Annotated in this window: 14 protein-coding genes and 1 pseudogene; 8 read left to right on the top strand and 7 right to left on the bottom strand. The window is 70.2% G+C overall.

The window, feature by feature from the left end; translation table 11 throughout:
• Window positions 1-213 precede the first annotated feature (213 nt).
• The 3 genes from WA675_RS01895 to WA675_RS01905 all read left to right on the top strand — a co-directional run bounded on the left by WA675_RS01895 (window position 214) and on the right by WA675_RS01905 (window position 3,813).
• Window positions 214-1,455, top strand: a complete 1,242-nt coding sequence (locus WA675_RS01895) for a DUF2252 domain-containing protein (RefSeq protein ID WP_336081333.1) — start codon at window positions 214-216, stop codon at window positions 1,453-1,455.
• Between the two features lie 23 nt (window positions 1,456-1,478).
• Entirely contained in the window at window positions 1,479-2,366 is an 888-nt protein-coding gene (locus WA675_RS01900; RefSeq protein WP_336081334.1) for an AAA family ATPase, read from the top strand.
• Window positions 2,367-2,430: 64 nt separating this feature from the next.
• Window positions 2,431-3,813 (top strand): vWA domain-containing protein, encoded by a 1,383-nt coding sequence (locus WA675_RS01905; protein WP_336081336.1) that lies wholly within the window; start codon window positions 2,431-2,433, stop codon window positions 3,811-3,813.
• Window positions 3,814-3,815: 2 nt separating this feature from the next.
• On the opposite strand, the gene WA675_RS01910 is transcribed toward WA675_RS01905, so the two are convergent.
• From WA675_RS01910 to WA675_RS01920, 3 genes are all read right to left on the bottom strand, one after another.
• Window positions 3,816-4,388: a hypothetical protein gene (locus WA675_RS01910; protein ID WP_336081338.1), complete on the bottom strand. Its 573-nt coding sequence runs from the start codon at window positions 4,386-4,388 to the stop codon at window positions 3,816-3,818.
• A gap of 193 nt (window positions 4,389-4,581) precedes the next feature.
• Window positions 4,582-5,010, bottom strand: a complete 429-nt coding sequence (locus WA675_RS01915) for a nitroreductase family deazaflavin-dependent oxidoreductase (RefSeq protein ID WP_336081340.1) — start codon at window positions 5,008-5,010, stop codon at window positions 4,582-4,584.
• A 33-nt stretch (window positions 5,011-5,043) separates the two neighbouring features.
• Entirely contained in the window at window positions 5,044-5,499 is a 456-nt protein-coding gene (locus WA675_RS01920; protein WP_336081342.1) for a carboxymuconolactone decarboxylase family protein, read from the bottom strand.
• 182 nt (window positions 5,500-5,681) lie between these two features.
• Here WA675_RS01920 and WA675_RS01925 point away from each other — a divergent pair, with 182 nt between their 5' ends.
• Window positions 5,682-8,162 (top strand): helix-turn-helix domain-containing protein, encoded by a 2,481-nt coding sequence (locus tag WA675_RS01925; protein ID WP_336081344.1) that lies wholly within the window; start codon window positions 5,682-5,684, stop codon window positions 8,160-8,162.
• On the opposite strand, the gene WA675_RS01930 is transcribed toward WA675_RS01925, so the two are convergent.
• On the bottom strand, window positions 8,122-8,646 hold the full coding sequence (locus WA675_RS01930; RefSeq protein WP_336081346.1) for a DinB family protein: 525 nt from the start codon (window positions 8,644-8,646) through the stop codon (window positions 8,122-8,124). The genes WA675_RS01925 and WA675_RS01930 overlap by 41 nt on opposite strands.
• 87 nt (window positions 8,647-8,733) lie before the next feature.
• Between WA675_RS01930 and WA675_RS01935 the strand changes: the two genes are divergently transcribed.
• Window positions 8,734-9,693, top strand: coding sequence for a helix-turn-helix transcriptional regulator (locus WA675_RS01935; RefSeq protein WP_336081348.1), 960 nt, complete (start codon window positions 8,734-8,736; stop codon window positions 9,691-9,693).
• Between the two features lie 87 nt (window positions 9,694-9,780).
• On the opposite strand, the gene WA675_RS01940 is transcribed toward WA675_RS01935, so the two are convergent.
• Window positions 9,781-11,052 carry a hypothetical protein gene (locus WA675_RS01940; protein ID WP_336081349.1) on the bottom strand — a complete coding sequence of 424 codons (1,272 nt, stop codon included), beginning with the start codon at window positions 11,050-11,052 and terminating at the stop codon, window positions 9,781-9,783.
• A complete protein-coding gene (locus tag WA675_RS01945) occupies window positions 11,049-11,234 on the bottom strand; it encodes a hypothetical protein (RefSeq protein ID WP_336081351.1) in 186 nt (61 codons plus the stop codon). The genes WA675_RS01940 and WA675_RS01945 overlap by 4 nt, the downstream gene beginning before the upstream one ends.
• Before the next feature lie 339 nt (window positions 11,235-11,573).
• Here WA675_RS01945 and WA675_RS01950 point away from each other — a divergent pair.
• A pseudogene (locus WA675_RS01950) lies at window positions 11,574-11,849 on the top strand (ATP-binding protein); the annotation flags it as partial.
• 483 nt (window positions 11,850-12,332) lie between these two features.
• Here the strand turns inward: WA675_RS01950 and WA675_RS01955 are convergent.
• On the bottom strand, window positions 12,333-12,593 hold the full coding sequence (locus WA675_RS01955) for a hypothetical protein (protein WP_336081880.1): 261 nt from the start codon (window positions 12,591-12,593) through the stop codon (window positions 12,333-12,335).
• On the opposite strand from WA675_RS01955, the gene WA675_RS01960 reads away from it, so the two are divergent.
• Window positions 12,562-13,032 carry a hypothetical protein gene (locus WA675_RS01960; protein ID WP_336081882.1) on the top strand — a complete coding sequence of 157 codons (471 nt, stop codon included), beginning with the start codon at window positions 12,562-12,564 and terminating at the stop codon, window positions 13,030-13,032. The genes WA675_RS01955 and WA675_RS01960 overlap by 32 nt on opposite strands.
• Before the next feature lie 513 nt (window positions 13,033-13,545).
• On the top strand, window positions 13,546-15,975 hold the full coding sequence (locus WA675_RS01965) for a Z1 domain-containing protein (protein WP_336081352.1): 2,430 nt from the start codon (window positions 13,546-13,548) through the stop codon (window positions 15,973-15,975).
• Window positions 15,976-16,001 lie beyond the last annotated feature (26 nt).

Raw genomic sequence — 16,001 nt, forward strand, 5'->3', positions numbered from 1 at the left:
CGGCTTTCACGGGTTGCTGTGGCGGGCGGGACGACCCGGCGCGGACTTCCGTAGCGGGTCCTTGCTCCGGGCGGGCGGTAGCGACAGAATTGCTCGATGACGACCGTGGCGGATTTCGATCGGGATGCTGTCGAAGTGGGGCGGGCGGCGCGGAAGGTGGTGTCGCGGTCGGGGCTGGGGGCGTGGGGGGCCGGGCCGGGGCGGGAGGATCCGGTGACGATTCTCGAGCGGCAGGCGCGGTCGCGGGTGCCCGAGCTGGTGCCGATCCGGTACGCGCGGATGGCCATCTCGCCGTTCACCTTTCTGCGTGGGGCGCCCGCCGTGCTGGTCGCCGACCTCGCGCAGGGTCCGAACACCGGGCTGACCGTGCAGCTCTGCGGGGACGCGCACCTGTCCAATTTCGGCCTCTACGCCTCCCCGGAACGCCATCTCGTCTTCGACCTCAACGACTTCGACGAGACCCTGCCCGGTCCCTTCGAATGGGATGTCAAACGCCTGGCCGCCAGCGTCGCCGTCGCCGCCCGCGACAACGGCTTCGCCGACGACCGCGCCGCCTCGGCCGCCGAAGCCGCGGGCCGGGGCTATCGCGAGGCGATGGCGACCATGGCCGGGCTGGACTCGCTGAGCATCTGGTACGAACGCGTCGACGCCGACACCGTGACCGCCGCCATCCCGAAGGAGAAGCGCCGCCGGGTCGCGGAGAAGACGGTGAACTCCGCCCGCAGGCGCACCAGCCTGCAAGCCCTGGACAAACTCACCGAGCCCGACGCGAACGGTATCCCCCGCATCAAGAACCAGCCCCCGCTGCTGGTGCCGATCGAGTCGCTCGACGAGAAGGACATCAAGGCCGTGCTCGGCGACTATCGCCGCAGCCTGCCCGACGAGCGCCGCATCCTGCTGGACCGGCACGTGCTGGTCGACATGGCGATGAAGGTGGTCGGCGTCGGCAGTGTCGGCACCCGCTGTTTCATCGTGCTGTTCATGGACAAGGAATCGGGCACGCCACTGTTCCTGCAGGTCAAGGAGGCCGAGACCTCGGTGCTGGCCGCCCACCTGCCCGCGAGCCGGTTCCAGCACCAGGGTCATCGCGTGGTCGCGGGCCAGCGGCTCATGCAGGCCGCCAGCGATATCTTCCTGGGCTGGGCGACCGGCCCGGCGGGGCGCTGGTTCTACTGGCGCCAGCTCAAGGACATGAAAGGCTCGGCCGATATCGGCAATCTCGCCCCGCACGAACTGGCGAACTACGCGGGCCTGTGCGGGGCCGTGCTGGCCCGCGCGCACGCCCGCTCCGGCGACCGCCTGGCCATCCACGCCTACCTCGGCGGCAACGACAAGTTCGACAAGGCCATGAGCGAATTCGCCCTGGCCTACGCCGACCAGACCGCCGCCGACCGCGATTCGCTGCTGGCCGCCATCGACTCCGGCCGGATCACCGCCGCCCCGCACGCCTACTGACCCAGCCACTACACTGGTTACCGATGAGTAAGTTCTTTGCCTCGGTGGACCAGGTGACCGACCGGCTGACCGCGGCCGGGTATCTGCCGTCCCTCGACATCGCGACCGCGGTCTTCCTCGCCGACCGGCTCGGCAAGCCCCTGCTGATCGAGGGGCCCGCCGGGGTGGGCAAGACCGAGCTGGCCAAGGCCATCGCCACCGCGGTGTCGGCCGAGCTGGTCCGCCTGCAGTGCTACGAGGGCATCGACGAGGCGCGCGCCCTCTACGAGTGGAACCACGCCAAGCAGCTGCTGCGCATCACCGCCACCGACGGCGAGGGCTGGGACAGCACCCGCGACCACGTCTTCACCGAGGAGTTCCTGCTCGCCCGCCCGCTGCTGGCCGCCATCCGCAACCCCGACCCCACGGTCCTGCTCATCGACGAACTCGACAAGGCTGATGTCGAACTGGAGGGCCTGCTGCTGGAGGTCCTCGGTGACTTCCAGGTGAGCATCCCGGAACTGGGCACCGTCACCGCGGTCCGCAAGCCCTTCGTCATCCTCACCTCCAATGCCCACCGCGACCTGTCCGAAGCCCTCAAGCGCCGCTGCCTGTTCCTGCACATCGACTATCCGACGGCGGAACTGGAGAAGGCGATCGTCCGGCTGAAGGTCCCCGAACTCGACGCGGACCTGGCCGAACCGGTGGTGACGACGGTGAGCGCGCTGCGTCAGCTTTCCCTGCGCAAGGCGCCCTCGATCGCCGAGACCGTCGACTGGGCCAGAACGCTGGTCGCCCTGGGCACTCGCACACTGACCGGAAGCGTCGTCCGTTCGACCCTGGGTGTGTTGCTGAAGTACCAGTCCGACCATCGGATGGCGATCGAGCGTCTCGGCCTGGACGACACCACGCACCCGAGCGTGGCGCCGTGATCACCGGTGTCCGGTCGAGGTCCAGTCGGGACGCCGGGGCCCGACCTGTGAGCACGGTGACCCGATGACCGGCACCACCCTGCACGAGACCACCCCGACTACCGACCGCCTGGTCGGTTTCGTCGGCCTGCTGCGCGAACACGGCATCCACGCGGGCCCCAGCGAAACCGTCGACGCGGCCGCCGCGATCGTCGCCCTCGGCACCGCCGACCCGCGCGTGCTGCGCTCCGGCCTGGCCGCCTGCCTGCTGCGCCGCGACGGCCAGCGCACCGTCTTCGACCAGCTCTTCGACCTGTACTTCCTCGACGGTCATCGCCCGCTCGCCACCCCCGTCGACGCGGCGATCGACCTGCGCGACCGCCTCATCGCCACCCTGATCCAGGGCGCCGACACCGCCGAACTGGCCCGCGAAGCGCTCAACACCTTCGGTGCCTACGGCGGCGCGGGGGAGTCGGCGGGGCGCGTCACCACGGCCTCCGGCGCGGGCTGGTCGTCCTATATGACGATGAAATCGCTACGCCCGGGCGAGATCTCCGAACAGGTCGCCCAAACCCTCGGCGGTACCGGTCAATTCGACGCCGCCGTGCATACCATCGAGGCCCGCCGCCGTGTCGAGCAGTTCCGCGCGCAGGTCCAGGCCGAGGCCCGGCTGCGCTCGGCCCAGCTGCGCGGCACCGACTACATCGCCCGTCGCGGTGTCGAACCCGGCGGTGACAGCACCGATTTCCTGGGCGCCCGCGAACAGGACCTGGCCGAGATGCGCAAGCTGGTGCACCCGCTTGCCCGCAAACTCGCCACCCGGCTTGCGGTGCGCCGCAAGAAGTCCGTGCGCGGCTCGATCGATCTGCGCCGCACGCTGCGCCGGTCCATGGCCACCGGCGGCGTGCCGGTCGACCCGGTGCTGCGCGCCCGCAAGCGCGGCCGCCCGGATCTGGTCGTGCTGGCGGATGTCTCGGGCTCGGTCACCGGATTCTCCGAATTCACCCTGCAATTGGTGCAGGCCCTACAGGACCAGTTCAGCCGGGTCCGCAGCTTCGGATTCGTCGACGTGTGCGCCGAGATCACCCACTACTTCACCCCCGGCGAGCCCCCGCCGCCCGGCTTCGCGCAGAGCATCGTCCGCGAGGCAGGGGTGGTCCGTTTCGGTTCCAGCAACTACGGCGAGGCGCTGCAGGGCTTCACCGACCACTACCTCGACGCCCTCGGCCCCCGCACCTGCGTGCTGATCCTCGGCGACGCCCGCACCAACCGCACCGACCCCAATCTCGCTGCCCTGCAGACGATCACCGAGCGGGCCAAGGCGGTCTACTGGCTGAATCCGGAACCGGCGCGCTCCTGGTCGACCGGCGATTCGGCCGCCGACGCCTACACCGAGATCGTCACCATGCACGAATGCCGCAATGTGCGTCAGCTCGCCGAGGTCGTCGGCAGGTTGCTCCCCGCCTGAGCTCAGCGGTATTTCGTCGTGCCCGCCGAGCCGCGGGTATCGCTCACCAGCTTGGCGAAGCAGTCGTCGACGGGGATGGCGTGGGCGTCGCACCAGGCATTGGCGGAGTCGGGATCGGCGAAGGACGCGTCGGCCAGGGTGATCCACCAGCCTTGCAGGTCGAAGGTGCTCCAGTCGTCGCTCCAGACCAGCCGGGCGCCCGGATAGCGTTGCCGGAACCGCTGATTCTGCGCGAGGATCTCGCTGTTGGTCCAGGTCACCACCCGTCCGTCGACATCGGCGGCGACCAGCCCGGGCTGCTTGGCCGACAGCTGCGGCACCCAGCGTTCGGCGAGGTTCGCGCGCACCACCGGCCGGTCGGCGGCGGCCTGGGCCAGCAGGGAGTCGAGCGCGGCGGACTGCGGGTCGGGCGGTGCCGCGGTCGGCGCGGCGGTCACCGGCGGCGCGTACGGTCCGGTCGCGGCGATGGTGTTGCCCACCGTGTTCGCCGTGGCCGATCGGGAGTCGCGTTCGTGCTGCACGATGATGATGCCCGCGGCGATCACGCCCACGGCCAGCGCCGCGACGACCACCAAGACACCGAGAATCCACGGCCATCGGGACGGCCGGGGCGGGTACGGTCCGTTGGGCGGATACCCCGGGTATCCCGGATATCCCACGATCACCTCCGCGGTCGCGGCGCCGTGCGCCCGATCCCCCGTGCCTGTCAAGGAGTCTAGAACTCCCTGGCAGGCGCCCGAGGATTCGTTGCGCAACCGACACGCGCGCTCACCGCTGCGTCAGCCGGACCACCGCGTACTCGTGCTCGCTCTTGGCCTGGTACTTCGCGTAGCGCGGCTGGGCGGTGGTGATCTTGTCCCAGGCCGCGGCCCGCTCCTCGCCCCGCAGCACCTGTGGCCGCACCGGGGTCGGGGTGCTCGCGGGCAGTTCGATGGTGGCCTGATCGGGGTGCGCCATCAGGTTGCGCTGCCAGTCCGGGTCGCCGCCCTGACCACCCGAGGCGACCAGCAGCCAGCCCTCGCCGCCGTCGGAGAACCAGGAGATCGGGGTCTGGCGCGGCTCGCCGCTGCGGCGGCCGACGGTGTGCAGGATCAGCACGTCCATGCCCATGAACTCGCCCTTGCCCTTGCGGATCTTGCGGTTCATCCGGTCGTTCATCTTGTGCTGCATCCAGCGCGAGAAACCTGAGGTGGCCATCGGAGTCGTCCTTTCGGGTAGTCGGGGAGGGGCTCAGCCCCAGGCGCCCGCGATCTGGCGGGTGGTGGCGTTGAGCCGGTTGAACATGTTGGTCACACCGATCATCAGCACGATCGCGGCCAGCTGACGCTCGTCGAAGTAGCTGGCTGCACTGTCCCAGATCTCGTCGGTGACGGCGTCGGGACGGTCGGCCAGGCGTGTCGCGGCCTCGGCCAGCGCCAGCGCTGCCCGCTCCTCCTCGCTGAAGTAGGGGGTCTCGCGCCAGGCGGCGACGGTGGCCAGCCGCTCGTCGCTGACCCCGGCCTTGCGGGCGGTCTTGGCGCCGCCGTCCACGCAGGCGCTGCACCCGTTGATCTGGCTGATCCGCAGGTGGACCAGCTCGAGGATCTCGCCGTCGACGCCGCCGGTCCGCACGGCGGCCAGCACCTGCTGGATCGGGCCCATCGCGTCGGTGAGGACCATGGCGGGGTTCTGCATCCGGGACTGCATGTCGTTCTCCTTGTTCGAGGTGTTTCCCGCTGTTCGGGGTGTGCACTCATCACAGCCCGCGCCCCGCCGCGAAGCGATGTCTGTGGGACACTGTGGGACAGCGGAAAACGGCTCTGACCTCCGGCTCGTCGGCCGGGAAAAAGATGTTCCGGGCCGGGACAACGGAGTGGACGACGGTGGCGGTGCGACAGCGGACGACCTACCCGCAGGACGAGCTGGCGCAGCGGCTGCGCCTGCTCCAGGACCTGTCGGGCCGCGGCGTGCGCGCCCTGGCCCGCGATACCGGGCTGAGCTCGTCGTCGCTGTCGCGCTATCTCAGCGGCCAGACCGTGCCGCCGTGGCCCGCGGTGCTGGAACTGTGCCGCCTGGTCAAGCGCGACCCGCGCCCGCTGCGCCCGCTCTGGGAGCGCGCCGCCAACCCGCTGCCCGCCCCGCCCAAGACCAGCCGCCAGGTCGCCCCGCCCAGTCCGCCCGCCGACGCGCCGCCCCCGCCGCGCAACGATCTGCCCCGCGACGTCCCCGATTTCACCGGCCGCGAGCAGGCCCTGGCCGAGGTGCTGGCCGCCGTGCGCGCCGACCGCGTCGTCGCCGTGGACGGCATGGCGGGCGTCGGCAAGACCTCCCTGGCCGTGCACGCCGCGCACCGTCTCACCGCCGACTACCCCGACGCCCAGCTCTACCTGGACCTGCACGGCTTCACCGACGGCCGCGCCCCGCTGGACCCCGACGACGCCCTGCGCGCGTTGCTGTCGGCCCTGCAGGTGCCCTCGGAGAAGGTGCCCCAGGACGGCGGGGTGGAGCGCCGCGCCGCCGTCTGGCGCGCGGAACTGGCCCGGCTGCGCGCGGTGATCGTGCTCGACAACGCCGCCGACGCCGCGCAGGTCGCGCCGCTGCTCCCTGGCGCGGGGGAGTCGGTCGCCATCATCACCAGCCGCAACCGCCTGCTCGAGCTCGACGAGGTGCCGCCGGTGAGTCTCGACGTGCTCACCGAGGCGGAGAGCGCCGAACTGCTGGCCCGCGCCAGCGGCGACGCGCCCGGCGGCCGACTCGCCCGCGAACCCGAACAGACCGCCGAGGTGCTGCGGCTGTGCGGCAATCTGCCGCTGGCCCTGCGCTTGGCCGCGGCCCGGTTGCGGCATCGGCCGGGCTGGTCGATCGGCATCCTGGTCGAGCGGATGGCCGAGGGCGCCAGCGAATTCGATACCGCCTTCGGCATGTCGGTGCGGCAGCTGCCGCGCGATCAGCGCCGCCTGTTCCGGCTGCTCGGCCTGATCCCCGGCTCGACCTTCACCGACTACGTCGCCGCCGCCGTCGCCGATGTCCCGCTGCGTACCGCGCGCGCCATGCTCGAGGACCTCCTGGACGCGCACCTGGTGCAGCAGCCCGCCGAGGGCCGCTACCGCCTGCACGACCTGGTCCGCGGACACGCCCGCCGCGCCACCGCCGAGACCGATTCCGCGCTCGATCGCGAACGCGCGCTGGGCCGGGTCCTCGACTACTACGTGCACACCGCCGCGGCCGCCGACGCCGCCATGCCGTTCCTCACCCCCACCCGTCCGGTCTCGGCGGGCGCGCCCCCGGCCGACCTGCCGCGCTTCCCGCATCGCGACGCCGCGTTCTTCTGGTTCGTCACCGAGTACACCAACCTGATGGCGGTCTTCGCCGCCGCCGTCGAGGCCGGTGCCGACGTGCACGTCTGCGAGCTGCCGCGCTTCCTGCGCGCCTTCTTCGCCCGCCGCTGCGGCACCACCCACCTCAACGCCCTGTTCGAGCAATCCCTCACCGCCGCACAGCATCTCGGCGACCCCCGCCAGCTCGCCGAAGCCCACAGCGACCTCGGTTTCGCCCGTTACAACGCGGGCCGGATGGCCGAGGCGGCCGCCGCCTACGCCGCGGCCGCCCCGCTGGTCGCCGCGGCGGGCGACCCGCTGCCCCGCGCCGAACTGATCATGCGCCGCGCCCAATTACGCTGGGACGAGGGCGATGTCGAGGAACCGCTCACGCTGTTCCGGCAGGCCCGCGAGCTGTACGCCACCAGCGGCTGCCCCGTCAGCGCCGCCGACGCGGTCGCCGGGGAAGCCTGGGCCGTCCTGCAATTGGGCGAACCCGACGAGGCCGCGCGCCTGGCCCGCGAGGCCCTCGACCTCGCCGGGGACGACGCGCCCGCGCTCCAGGCCCAGATCACCCTCGGGGTCGCCATCGCCGCCGAGGAACCCGAGGCCGCGCTGGCCCATCTCGACCGGGCCCTGGCCGCGGCCCGCGCCGACGGCCACAAGCACAACGAGGCATGGTGCCTGAACTGCCGGGGCGTCGCGCTGCGCCGGATGGGCCGCTTCGCCGACGCCCTCGCCGCGCACCGCGCCGCCTTCGCCCTGCTCGACGACCTGTTCGAGGAGCACTGGAAGATCCACTTCCTCAACGGCTACGCCGCGACCTGCCTGCTCGCCGGACTGCCCGAGGACGCCCTGCGCCTGTATCGCGAAACCCTCGCCCTGGCACCGCGAACGGGCCGCCGCTTCGAGGAAGCGGCGGCCCATCAGGGGATCGCGGACGTGCTCGACGACACCGACCCGGCCGCGGCTGCCGAACATCGCGCGGCGGCGGCGACCCTGCTCGACGCGGTCAGCCCATCGACTTCGCCCCGTCCAGGGATTCCCGGATGATGTCGGCGTGGCCGGAGTGCTGCGCGGTCTCGGTCATGATGTGCATCAGGGTGCGCCGCGCGGTCCAGCGCGCGCCCGGCTCGAACCACGGCGCCTTGGGCAGCTCGTGGGAGACACCGAGATCGGGCAGTTCGCGCACGAGCTGATCGGTCTTCGCGGCCACCGCCGCGTAGGCGTCGAGGATGGCTGCGAGGGTGTCGCCCGGCTGCATCTGGAACTCCTTGCCCCAGTCCGCGATCTGTTCCTCGGTCAGCGACTCGAAATCCGGTGCGGCGGCGGCACCCTCGACGATGAACGTCGCCCAATTCCGCTCCACCGCGGTGACGTGCTTGATCAGCCCGCCCAGGCACAGCTCGCTGACGGTGGTGTGCAGGCCCGCCTGCTCGTCGGTGAGGTCGCGCACCGTGAAACGCAGGAAGTGCCGGTGCTTGGCGAGGGCGTCGAGAATGTCGGTGCGCTCGGCGTCGATCAGGGTGGAGGTCATGAGCTGGTTCCTTCCGTTGTCGGGTAAAACCCAAGGTAGACCCCATTGCGGTCAGTTTCTGTCCGCAATGCGGCCATACTGGAGAACATGGCCGACACGAGCGCACGCACCCTCCGGTTGCTGTCGCTGCTACAGACCCACCGCTACTGGCCCGGCGCCGAACTCGCCGATCGCCTCGGCATCTCCGCGCGCACCCTGCGCCGTGACATCGACCGCCTGCGCGAACTCGGCTACCCCGTCGACGCGCGCACCGGTGCCGACGGGGGCTATCAGCTCGCCGCGGGTGCCGCCCTGCCCCCGCTGGTCCTCGACGACGACGAGGCCGTCGCCATCACCGTCTGCCTGCAGGCCGGTTCCCAGGGCGCCGTCGACGGCCTGGCCGAACCCTCGGTGCGCGCCCTGGCCAAACTCGTCACCGTCCTGCCCACCCGGCTGCGCCGCCGCGTCGACGCCCTGCGCGCGATGACCGTCTCCACCGGCTGGACCCTGCCCCTGTCCGATGTCGACCCCACCGTCATCACCGCCCTCGCCATGGCCTGCCGCGCCGAGGAACGCCTCACCTTCGCCTACACCGCCGCCGACGGCGAGACCAGCACCCGCGAGGTCGAACCCCACCGCCTCGTTTCCCTGGGCCGCCGCTGGTACCTGGTCGCCTACGACCTGACCCGCCACGCCTGGCGCACCTTCCGCGTCGACCGCCTCACCGACTCCCACCCCACCGGCACCCGCTTCCGCCCCCGCGACCTCCCCGCCCCCGACGCCGCCACCTTCGTCCGCACCGGAATAGGCGCCCGCAGAAGCGGTTACATCGTCACCGCCGACCTCGAGGCCCCCACCGCCCACATCGAATCCCGCGTAGGCCGCTGGTGCACCACCACCCCCCTGACCCCCACCCGCACCCGCATCCACATGTCGGTAGACAACCTCGACTGGCCGATCCTCCTCCTCGGCAAAGCCGAAGCCGACTTCCAGGTCATCGAACCCCCGGAACTCATCGCCCGCCTGGCGGACTGGGGCACCCGCTTCACCCGCTCCTGCGACACCTGATCAGCAACCCGAGATGACACCACCGAGGGACGAAAAGCCTTGGGAGGCGGCAGCAGCTGGACCGTCGACGTACGGAATCTGCCCGGTTCAGTGCCGGTGGCGTTGCATCCGCCGCCGCTCGAAGAACAGCTGATCCACCGCCACCGGTGCCACCAGCGCCGTGATCTCGGCCAGCCGGGTGTCGTAGTTGTGGTCGTGGATGCACCGGTGCAGATGTGCCCGCCGCTCGGGACCGAGCTTCGACCACACCGCCCCGAACCGGGCCCTGGCCTCGGTTCCGGAGACCGCGACGAGGTCGAGAAGGGCTGGCCAGCAGCCGGTTTCGGTGGCGCGGGCGGGCAGGGCCGCCACGGCCGCGTCCGAGAGGGTGGCCAGGGTGTATCCCGCGCGACCGCGGACACCGTCGTCCATGCGTGACATGAGCGTGAACACCCCGCGCCAGCTCCCGGCGTCCTCCCGCCGGTCCAGCGGCGCGATCAGCCCCGCCCCGATATCCGGGTCGGCGAACACCGGATTCCCGACCAGCGACCACAACCCCAGCGGCGTGAGTTGCCCGACGATGGTGAGGAATTCGGGTACCGCCCCCACCATCAGCGCATTGCGCACCAGCTCACCGACCGCCCGCGGCCGAGCGCTGCCGAACAGGATGTCGCCCACCCGCTGCACCACATCGGCCTCGCACCGTGAGAACACCGACAGCGCCGCGTGCTGCAGCCCCGGCGCCCCTGACAGCACGGTATGGGCCATCCGCGGCACCCGCCGCCGCGGCCCGTCCAGCAGTTGCCGCACCACCGCGCTGAGAATCTCGACATCATAGGAATACGCCGCCGAGAAGATCAGCCCCGCGTCATCGCGCACCCCCGCCTCGACCGCCGCGATCAGATCCGGTGTGGCACAAGCGAGAAACGGCCCCGCCGTCACATAGTCGCGCCGCCGCAGCAACTCGTTGACGATCGCCACCACCGGCTTGGTCGGCGCCACATCCGCCAGCTGCGCGATCGCCCGCGGATCCAGATAGGGCGCGCAATCCGCCGCGTACCCCGGATCCAGCATCGTCAACGTCTCCGCCGCCTTCACCGGATGATCCACCCCGACAGCCCCCGCCGCCCGCCCGGTCATCATCGGCGGAACCAGCTTCTGCACCAGCGGAATCGAGATCGACAGCGGAATATAGGGCACCAGCGCCGAGATCCGCCGAAACGTGTCGGTGTGCTGATCGAACAGCGCCCCCGAGATCTGCTCCTGCAACTCGTGCAACCGCTGCGCCCCCAGATGCCGCAGATGCTGCACCCGCTGCGGATGCACATGCAAAGTCCGGGCCAGCAGTATCAACTGCGCCCGCGTCGTCAGATCTGTCATCGCCCCCCGAACATGATCTTCTTCGTCACCGCCCGCAACGGCCGCGGCAACGCCCCCACCATCGCATCGATCGACCGATCCAACGCCGCCGCCTCCAACGCGACCGCGGCGCCCATCAACTCGAACAGATCCCGAGCCTGCTCCGCGGGCAACCGCTCCACCGCGGGCAACACCTCGGGCACGCCACCCTCCCGCACACTCCGAACACTCATGCGACTCCTGGACAACGCGAACTCACCCCCGAGAATGCCCCCTCCACCCGCCCATGACCAGGCCTCCCCGAATATCTGTGCACGACAACCAAAACATCGGCACAGATACATGTGAACCAACGTCCCACCGACGAATTTCGGGTGACCGCGCACCGCCCTGTAACACCCGGACGCGCGGCGCGATCAACGCGGGAGGGGTTTGCCCCTCGACAACTGGGCACTGGGTGATTCGGGGTGGCGATGACGGCGGACTGGCAGTTCGATGTACCGACGGCGGGGCACAAATACCTCCCGCCGGACGCCCGGTACATGGAGGCGCTCACCAGCCAGGGCTACGGATTCGAGGCCGCCGTCGCCGACCTGGTGGACAACTCGATCGACGCGGGCGCCCACGACGTCGTCATCCACTTCCTCCGCGACGGCGACGACCTGCTGAGCCTGCTCATCATCGACGACGGCCGCGGCATGTCCGAGGAAGAACTCGATGTCGCGATGACCGTCGGTGGCCGCCGCGACTATGCCCCCGAAGCGCTCGGCATGTTCGGCACCGGCCTGAAATCGGCCTCGTTGAGCCAGGCCTCCGCGCTGACGGTGGTCAGCCGGACCCGCAAGTCCCGTCCCGCGGGCCGCCGGTGGGCGATGGAACGCGCCCGCGCGGATTTCCGCTGCGACATCGTCGAACCCCGCTACGCCCAGTCGCTGATCGACCGCTATCACGGCTGCCCGATCACCTGGCAGGGCACCGTGATCCGCTGGGACGGCATCAAGGACTTCCCGCGCAATGTCGGCGCCGCCCAGACCGGACGCTATCTGGACCGCACCATCGCCCGGCTCGGGCTCCATCTCGGCGTGCAACTGCATCGCTTCCTGTCCCGCGACGATTTCAACATCACCATCGCCGTCGAGGACATCCGCACCGGGGACATCTACGCGAACTTCGGTGTCGTGGCCTTGAATCCGTTCGGCTACCCCGTCGCGGGCCATCCCGGATATCCGCGCACCTTCGGCGCCGAGCTGGCAGGCCTCGGCCGCGTTCAGCTGACCGCCCACATCTGGCCCGCCAAATCGTCACTGAGCGAATACAAATCGTTCGGCAGCGTGCTGGATCGCCAGGGTTTCTACTTCTACCGCAATGATCGCGTCGTCCAGGCCGGTGGCTGGAACAACATCCGCCAGCCCGAACCGCACCTGGCACTGGCCCGTGTCGAGGTCGACCTGCCCGCCGAATTGGGCGATGTCTTCCGGCTCACGGTAAAAAAAGGAGGGCGTCGACGTCTCCCCGGAATTCGCCGACGCCGTGGAGCGGGCGGTCGACGACGACGGCCACACCTTCGCCGAGTTCCTCGCCGACGCCCAGCAGATCTATCGCGACGCTCGTCGCCGCTCCGGGGCGACCCGCAAACCGGTGATCCCCGCGGGTCGCGGTTTCGCCCCGGCGCTGCGCGAGACCCTCGACGACGAGCTGCCCGCCCTGCCCGGCGAGGAACCGATCGCCATCGAATGGCGCAAACTCCCCGACGACGTGTTCTTCGACATCGACCGCGACACCCGGACCATCGCGCTGAACCGGCGTTACCGCACCGCCCTCAACGGCGGCCGCCGCGGCACGGTCGACGATGCCCCGATGGTGAAGGCGCTCATGTTCTTCCTGCTGCACGAGGTGTTCGGCAAGGAATACAACGGGCCACGGACCAAGGACAACCTGCAGCTGTGGCAGTCGGTCCTGCTCTCGGCGGCCCGCGCCGAGTTCGATCAGGCCGAGGCATGAGCGGCGACCCCCGGCTGCGTCTGCACCGCCAGGTGCTCGGCGAGATGGCGGGCACCCGGCCGCGAAATCTGGTGTCCTCCATGCGGTACCAGGTCGAGGACATGCCGGAGGCCGCCCCGTTCGCCACCGAGGAGGATTTCCGCGACGCGCTGCTGTTCGTGTCCGACAACCTGGCGCTGGTGGAGATGTGGCGGACCCAGCTCTACCAGTGGGACTTCGAGTCGGCGCCGACCTGGTCCGACGCCGAGCCCCGCACCCCCGAGCGGCGCGCACATCTGCCTGCGCCTGGGCGTCGACCTGGCGACCGCGAAACTGCTGGAAGCCAACGCACCCATTCCCGCCCTCCCGAAACCGGTCGTCATCGGCACCCGCTTCGAACCGTGGTATCACACCAGGGCCGCCCAGTTCTCCCGGCACGGTCGCGAGGGCTACTGGAACAACTACCGCCTGCTGCTCGCCGGAAAGCAGTGGTCGGCCGAGGCCGTCGCCGACCTCGATGCCGCCACCGACGCCGTGGTCGAGCGCCTGGCCGACCCGACCGCGCTCACGGCGTATCAGGCCAAGGGGCTGGTGGTCGGCTACGTCCAGTCGGGCAAGACCGCGAACTTCACCGGCGTCGTCGCCAAGGCGATCGACGCCGGATATCGACTGGTCATTGTCTTGTCCGGCACCTTGAATCTGCTGCGCGCGCAGACCCAGCGCCGCCTCGACATGGAACTCGTCGGCCGTGAGAACATCCTGCGCGGCGCCGCCGAGCACGAATCCGACTACCACGACGATCCGGCGTGGATCGGGCGCCGCTTCCAGTCCTTCGGCGAGCTGCCCTCGGTCCAGGGCTGGTTCGACATCCACCGCCTCACCACCCGCGACAACGACTACCGCAGCCTCCAGCAGGGCATCTACGCCCTCGAGTTCGAGAAGCGCGAACCCGCCCTGCCGCTGTACGACCCGGTCAACCTGCACCGCGCCGCCGCCCGCCTGATGGTCGTCAAGAAGAACAAGACCGTCCTGACTCGGCTGGTCAAAGACCTCAACAAGATCAAGACCCCGCTCTCGGAAATCCCCGTCCTGATCATCGACGACGAGTCCGACGAGGCGTCGGTCAACACCACCCGCCCCAAACCCGACACCGAGCGCACCGCGATCAACCAGTCCATCGCCGACCTGTTGACCATGCTCCCGCGCGCCCAGTACCTCGGCTACACCGCGACGCCCTACGCCAATGTCTTCATCGACCCCTCCGACACCACCGACATCTTCCCCAAGGATTTCCTGCTCTCCCTGGAACGCCCCGCTGGCTACATGGGCGCCACCGACTTCCACGACATCGACGCCGCGGTCCCGGAAGCCGAACGCACCTACGCGAATTCGAACGAGAAGGCCCACGTGCGCGACGTCGTCGTGGCCGACGAGGACGACACCGAGGCGCTCCGCCGAGCCGTGGACATGTTCGTTCTGGCCGCCGCGATGAAGGTCTACCGCGAGGAGCATGGCCTCGGCGACGGCTACTTCACCCATCACACGATGCTCATCCACGAGTCCAGTTTCGTGGCCGACCACCGGGAGCTGCTGGACCGTGTCACCGAGGTGTGGTGGAACGCCGACTATTCCGGGCCCTCGGGCCACGCGCGGCTGCGCGAACTCTTCGATACCGATGTGGCCCTGGTCAGCGCCGCCCGCGCGGACGGCCACGCCGTCCCACCGGACTTCGACACCCTGCGGCGCTATATCAGCCCGGCCGTCATCCGGATCGGTGGTGACCAAGCCCCGATCATCGTCGTCAATGGTGACAAGGCGCTCGAGACCGGCGAAGCCGATTTCGACAAGCGCCCGATCTGGAAGATCCTCATCGGCGGCCAGAAACTCTCGCGCGGCTTCACCGTCGAGGGCCTGACCGTGTCCTACTTCCGCCGCCGCGCGGGCAATATGTCCGCGCTCATGCAGATGGGCCGCTGGTTCGGCTTCCGCCGCGGCTACCGCGACCTGGTGCGCCTCTACATCGGCCGTGAGGAGGCGGGCCCGGGCCGCAAGACCTTCGATCTGTACCAGATGTTCGAGGCGATCTGTCAGGACGAGGACGCCTTCCGCCAGGAACTGCGCCAATACGCCACGATGGTCGACGGCGAACCCCAGGTGACACCCGCCCAGGTCCCGCCGCTGGTGTCCCAGCACCTGCCCTTGCTCCCGCCGACCAGCAAGAACAAGATGTACAACGCGCGCCTGGTGGAGGTGCGTTCACCGGGCCGCTGGCGCGAGCCCACCGCCTACCCGACGCTGGCGGGCGACCTGCGGCACAACGTCGGCGCCTGGATGCCGATCCTCGACGAACTCTCCACCACCCCAGCGAACTTCGCCTATCACTTTCCCGACGGCGCTGCCAGCCACGAGATGACCGCCCACCACGCCGTCATCTCCGCCGACCGGCTGCTCGTGGTGCTGGAATCGGTACGCTGGCGCGCGGAACGCCAGTTCGCCCCCGATCTCGAGTACCTGCGCTCGATCACCGCCGACGGCGATGTCGCCGACTGGGCCGTCCTGTGCCCCCAGCCCAACCGCAGCGCCCCCGACCTCCGGCTCGCACACCGGACCGTCCCCCGCTGGGATCGCGGCCGCCGCCGCGACCCCCTCTTCGGCGCCATCAGCTACAACTGGCACCGCAGCATCGCCCGCCGCATCGCCGACGCCCTCCCCGATTCCGGCGACCCCCGCACCGAATCCCTGCGCGCCGCCCGCCGCGGCGCCCTCCTCCTGCACCCCGTCGTGGAACCCGCGCACCTGACCGACATCGGCCCCGACGGCAGCATCGACCCCGGCAAACTCGTCCTCACCTTCGGCTTCGTCGCCCCCTCGACCGCGGTCGGCCGGGACTCCCGCGTGGTGCGCTTCGAAACCACGGATTCGTCCACGGAGAGCGCGATCGTCGAGGCGGATCAGGCAGGCTGAACCGCCTCGACTCTTTGCAGCGCTGG

This window comes from Nocardia sp. SSK8 (assembly GCF_037034205.1).
In the GTDB taxonomy this organism is placed as follows: Bacteria; Actinomycetota; Actinomycetes; order Mycobacteriales; family Mycobacteriaceae; genus Nocardia.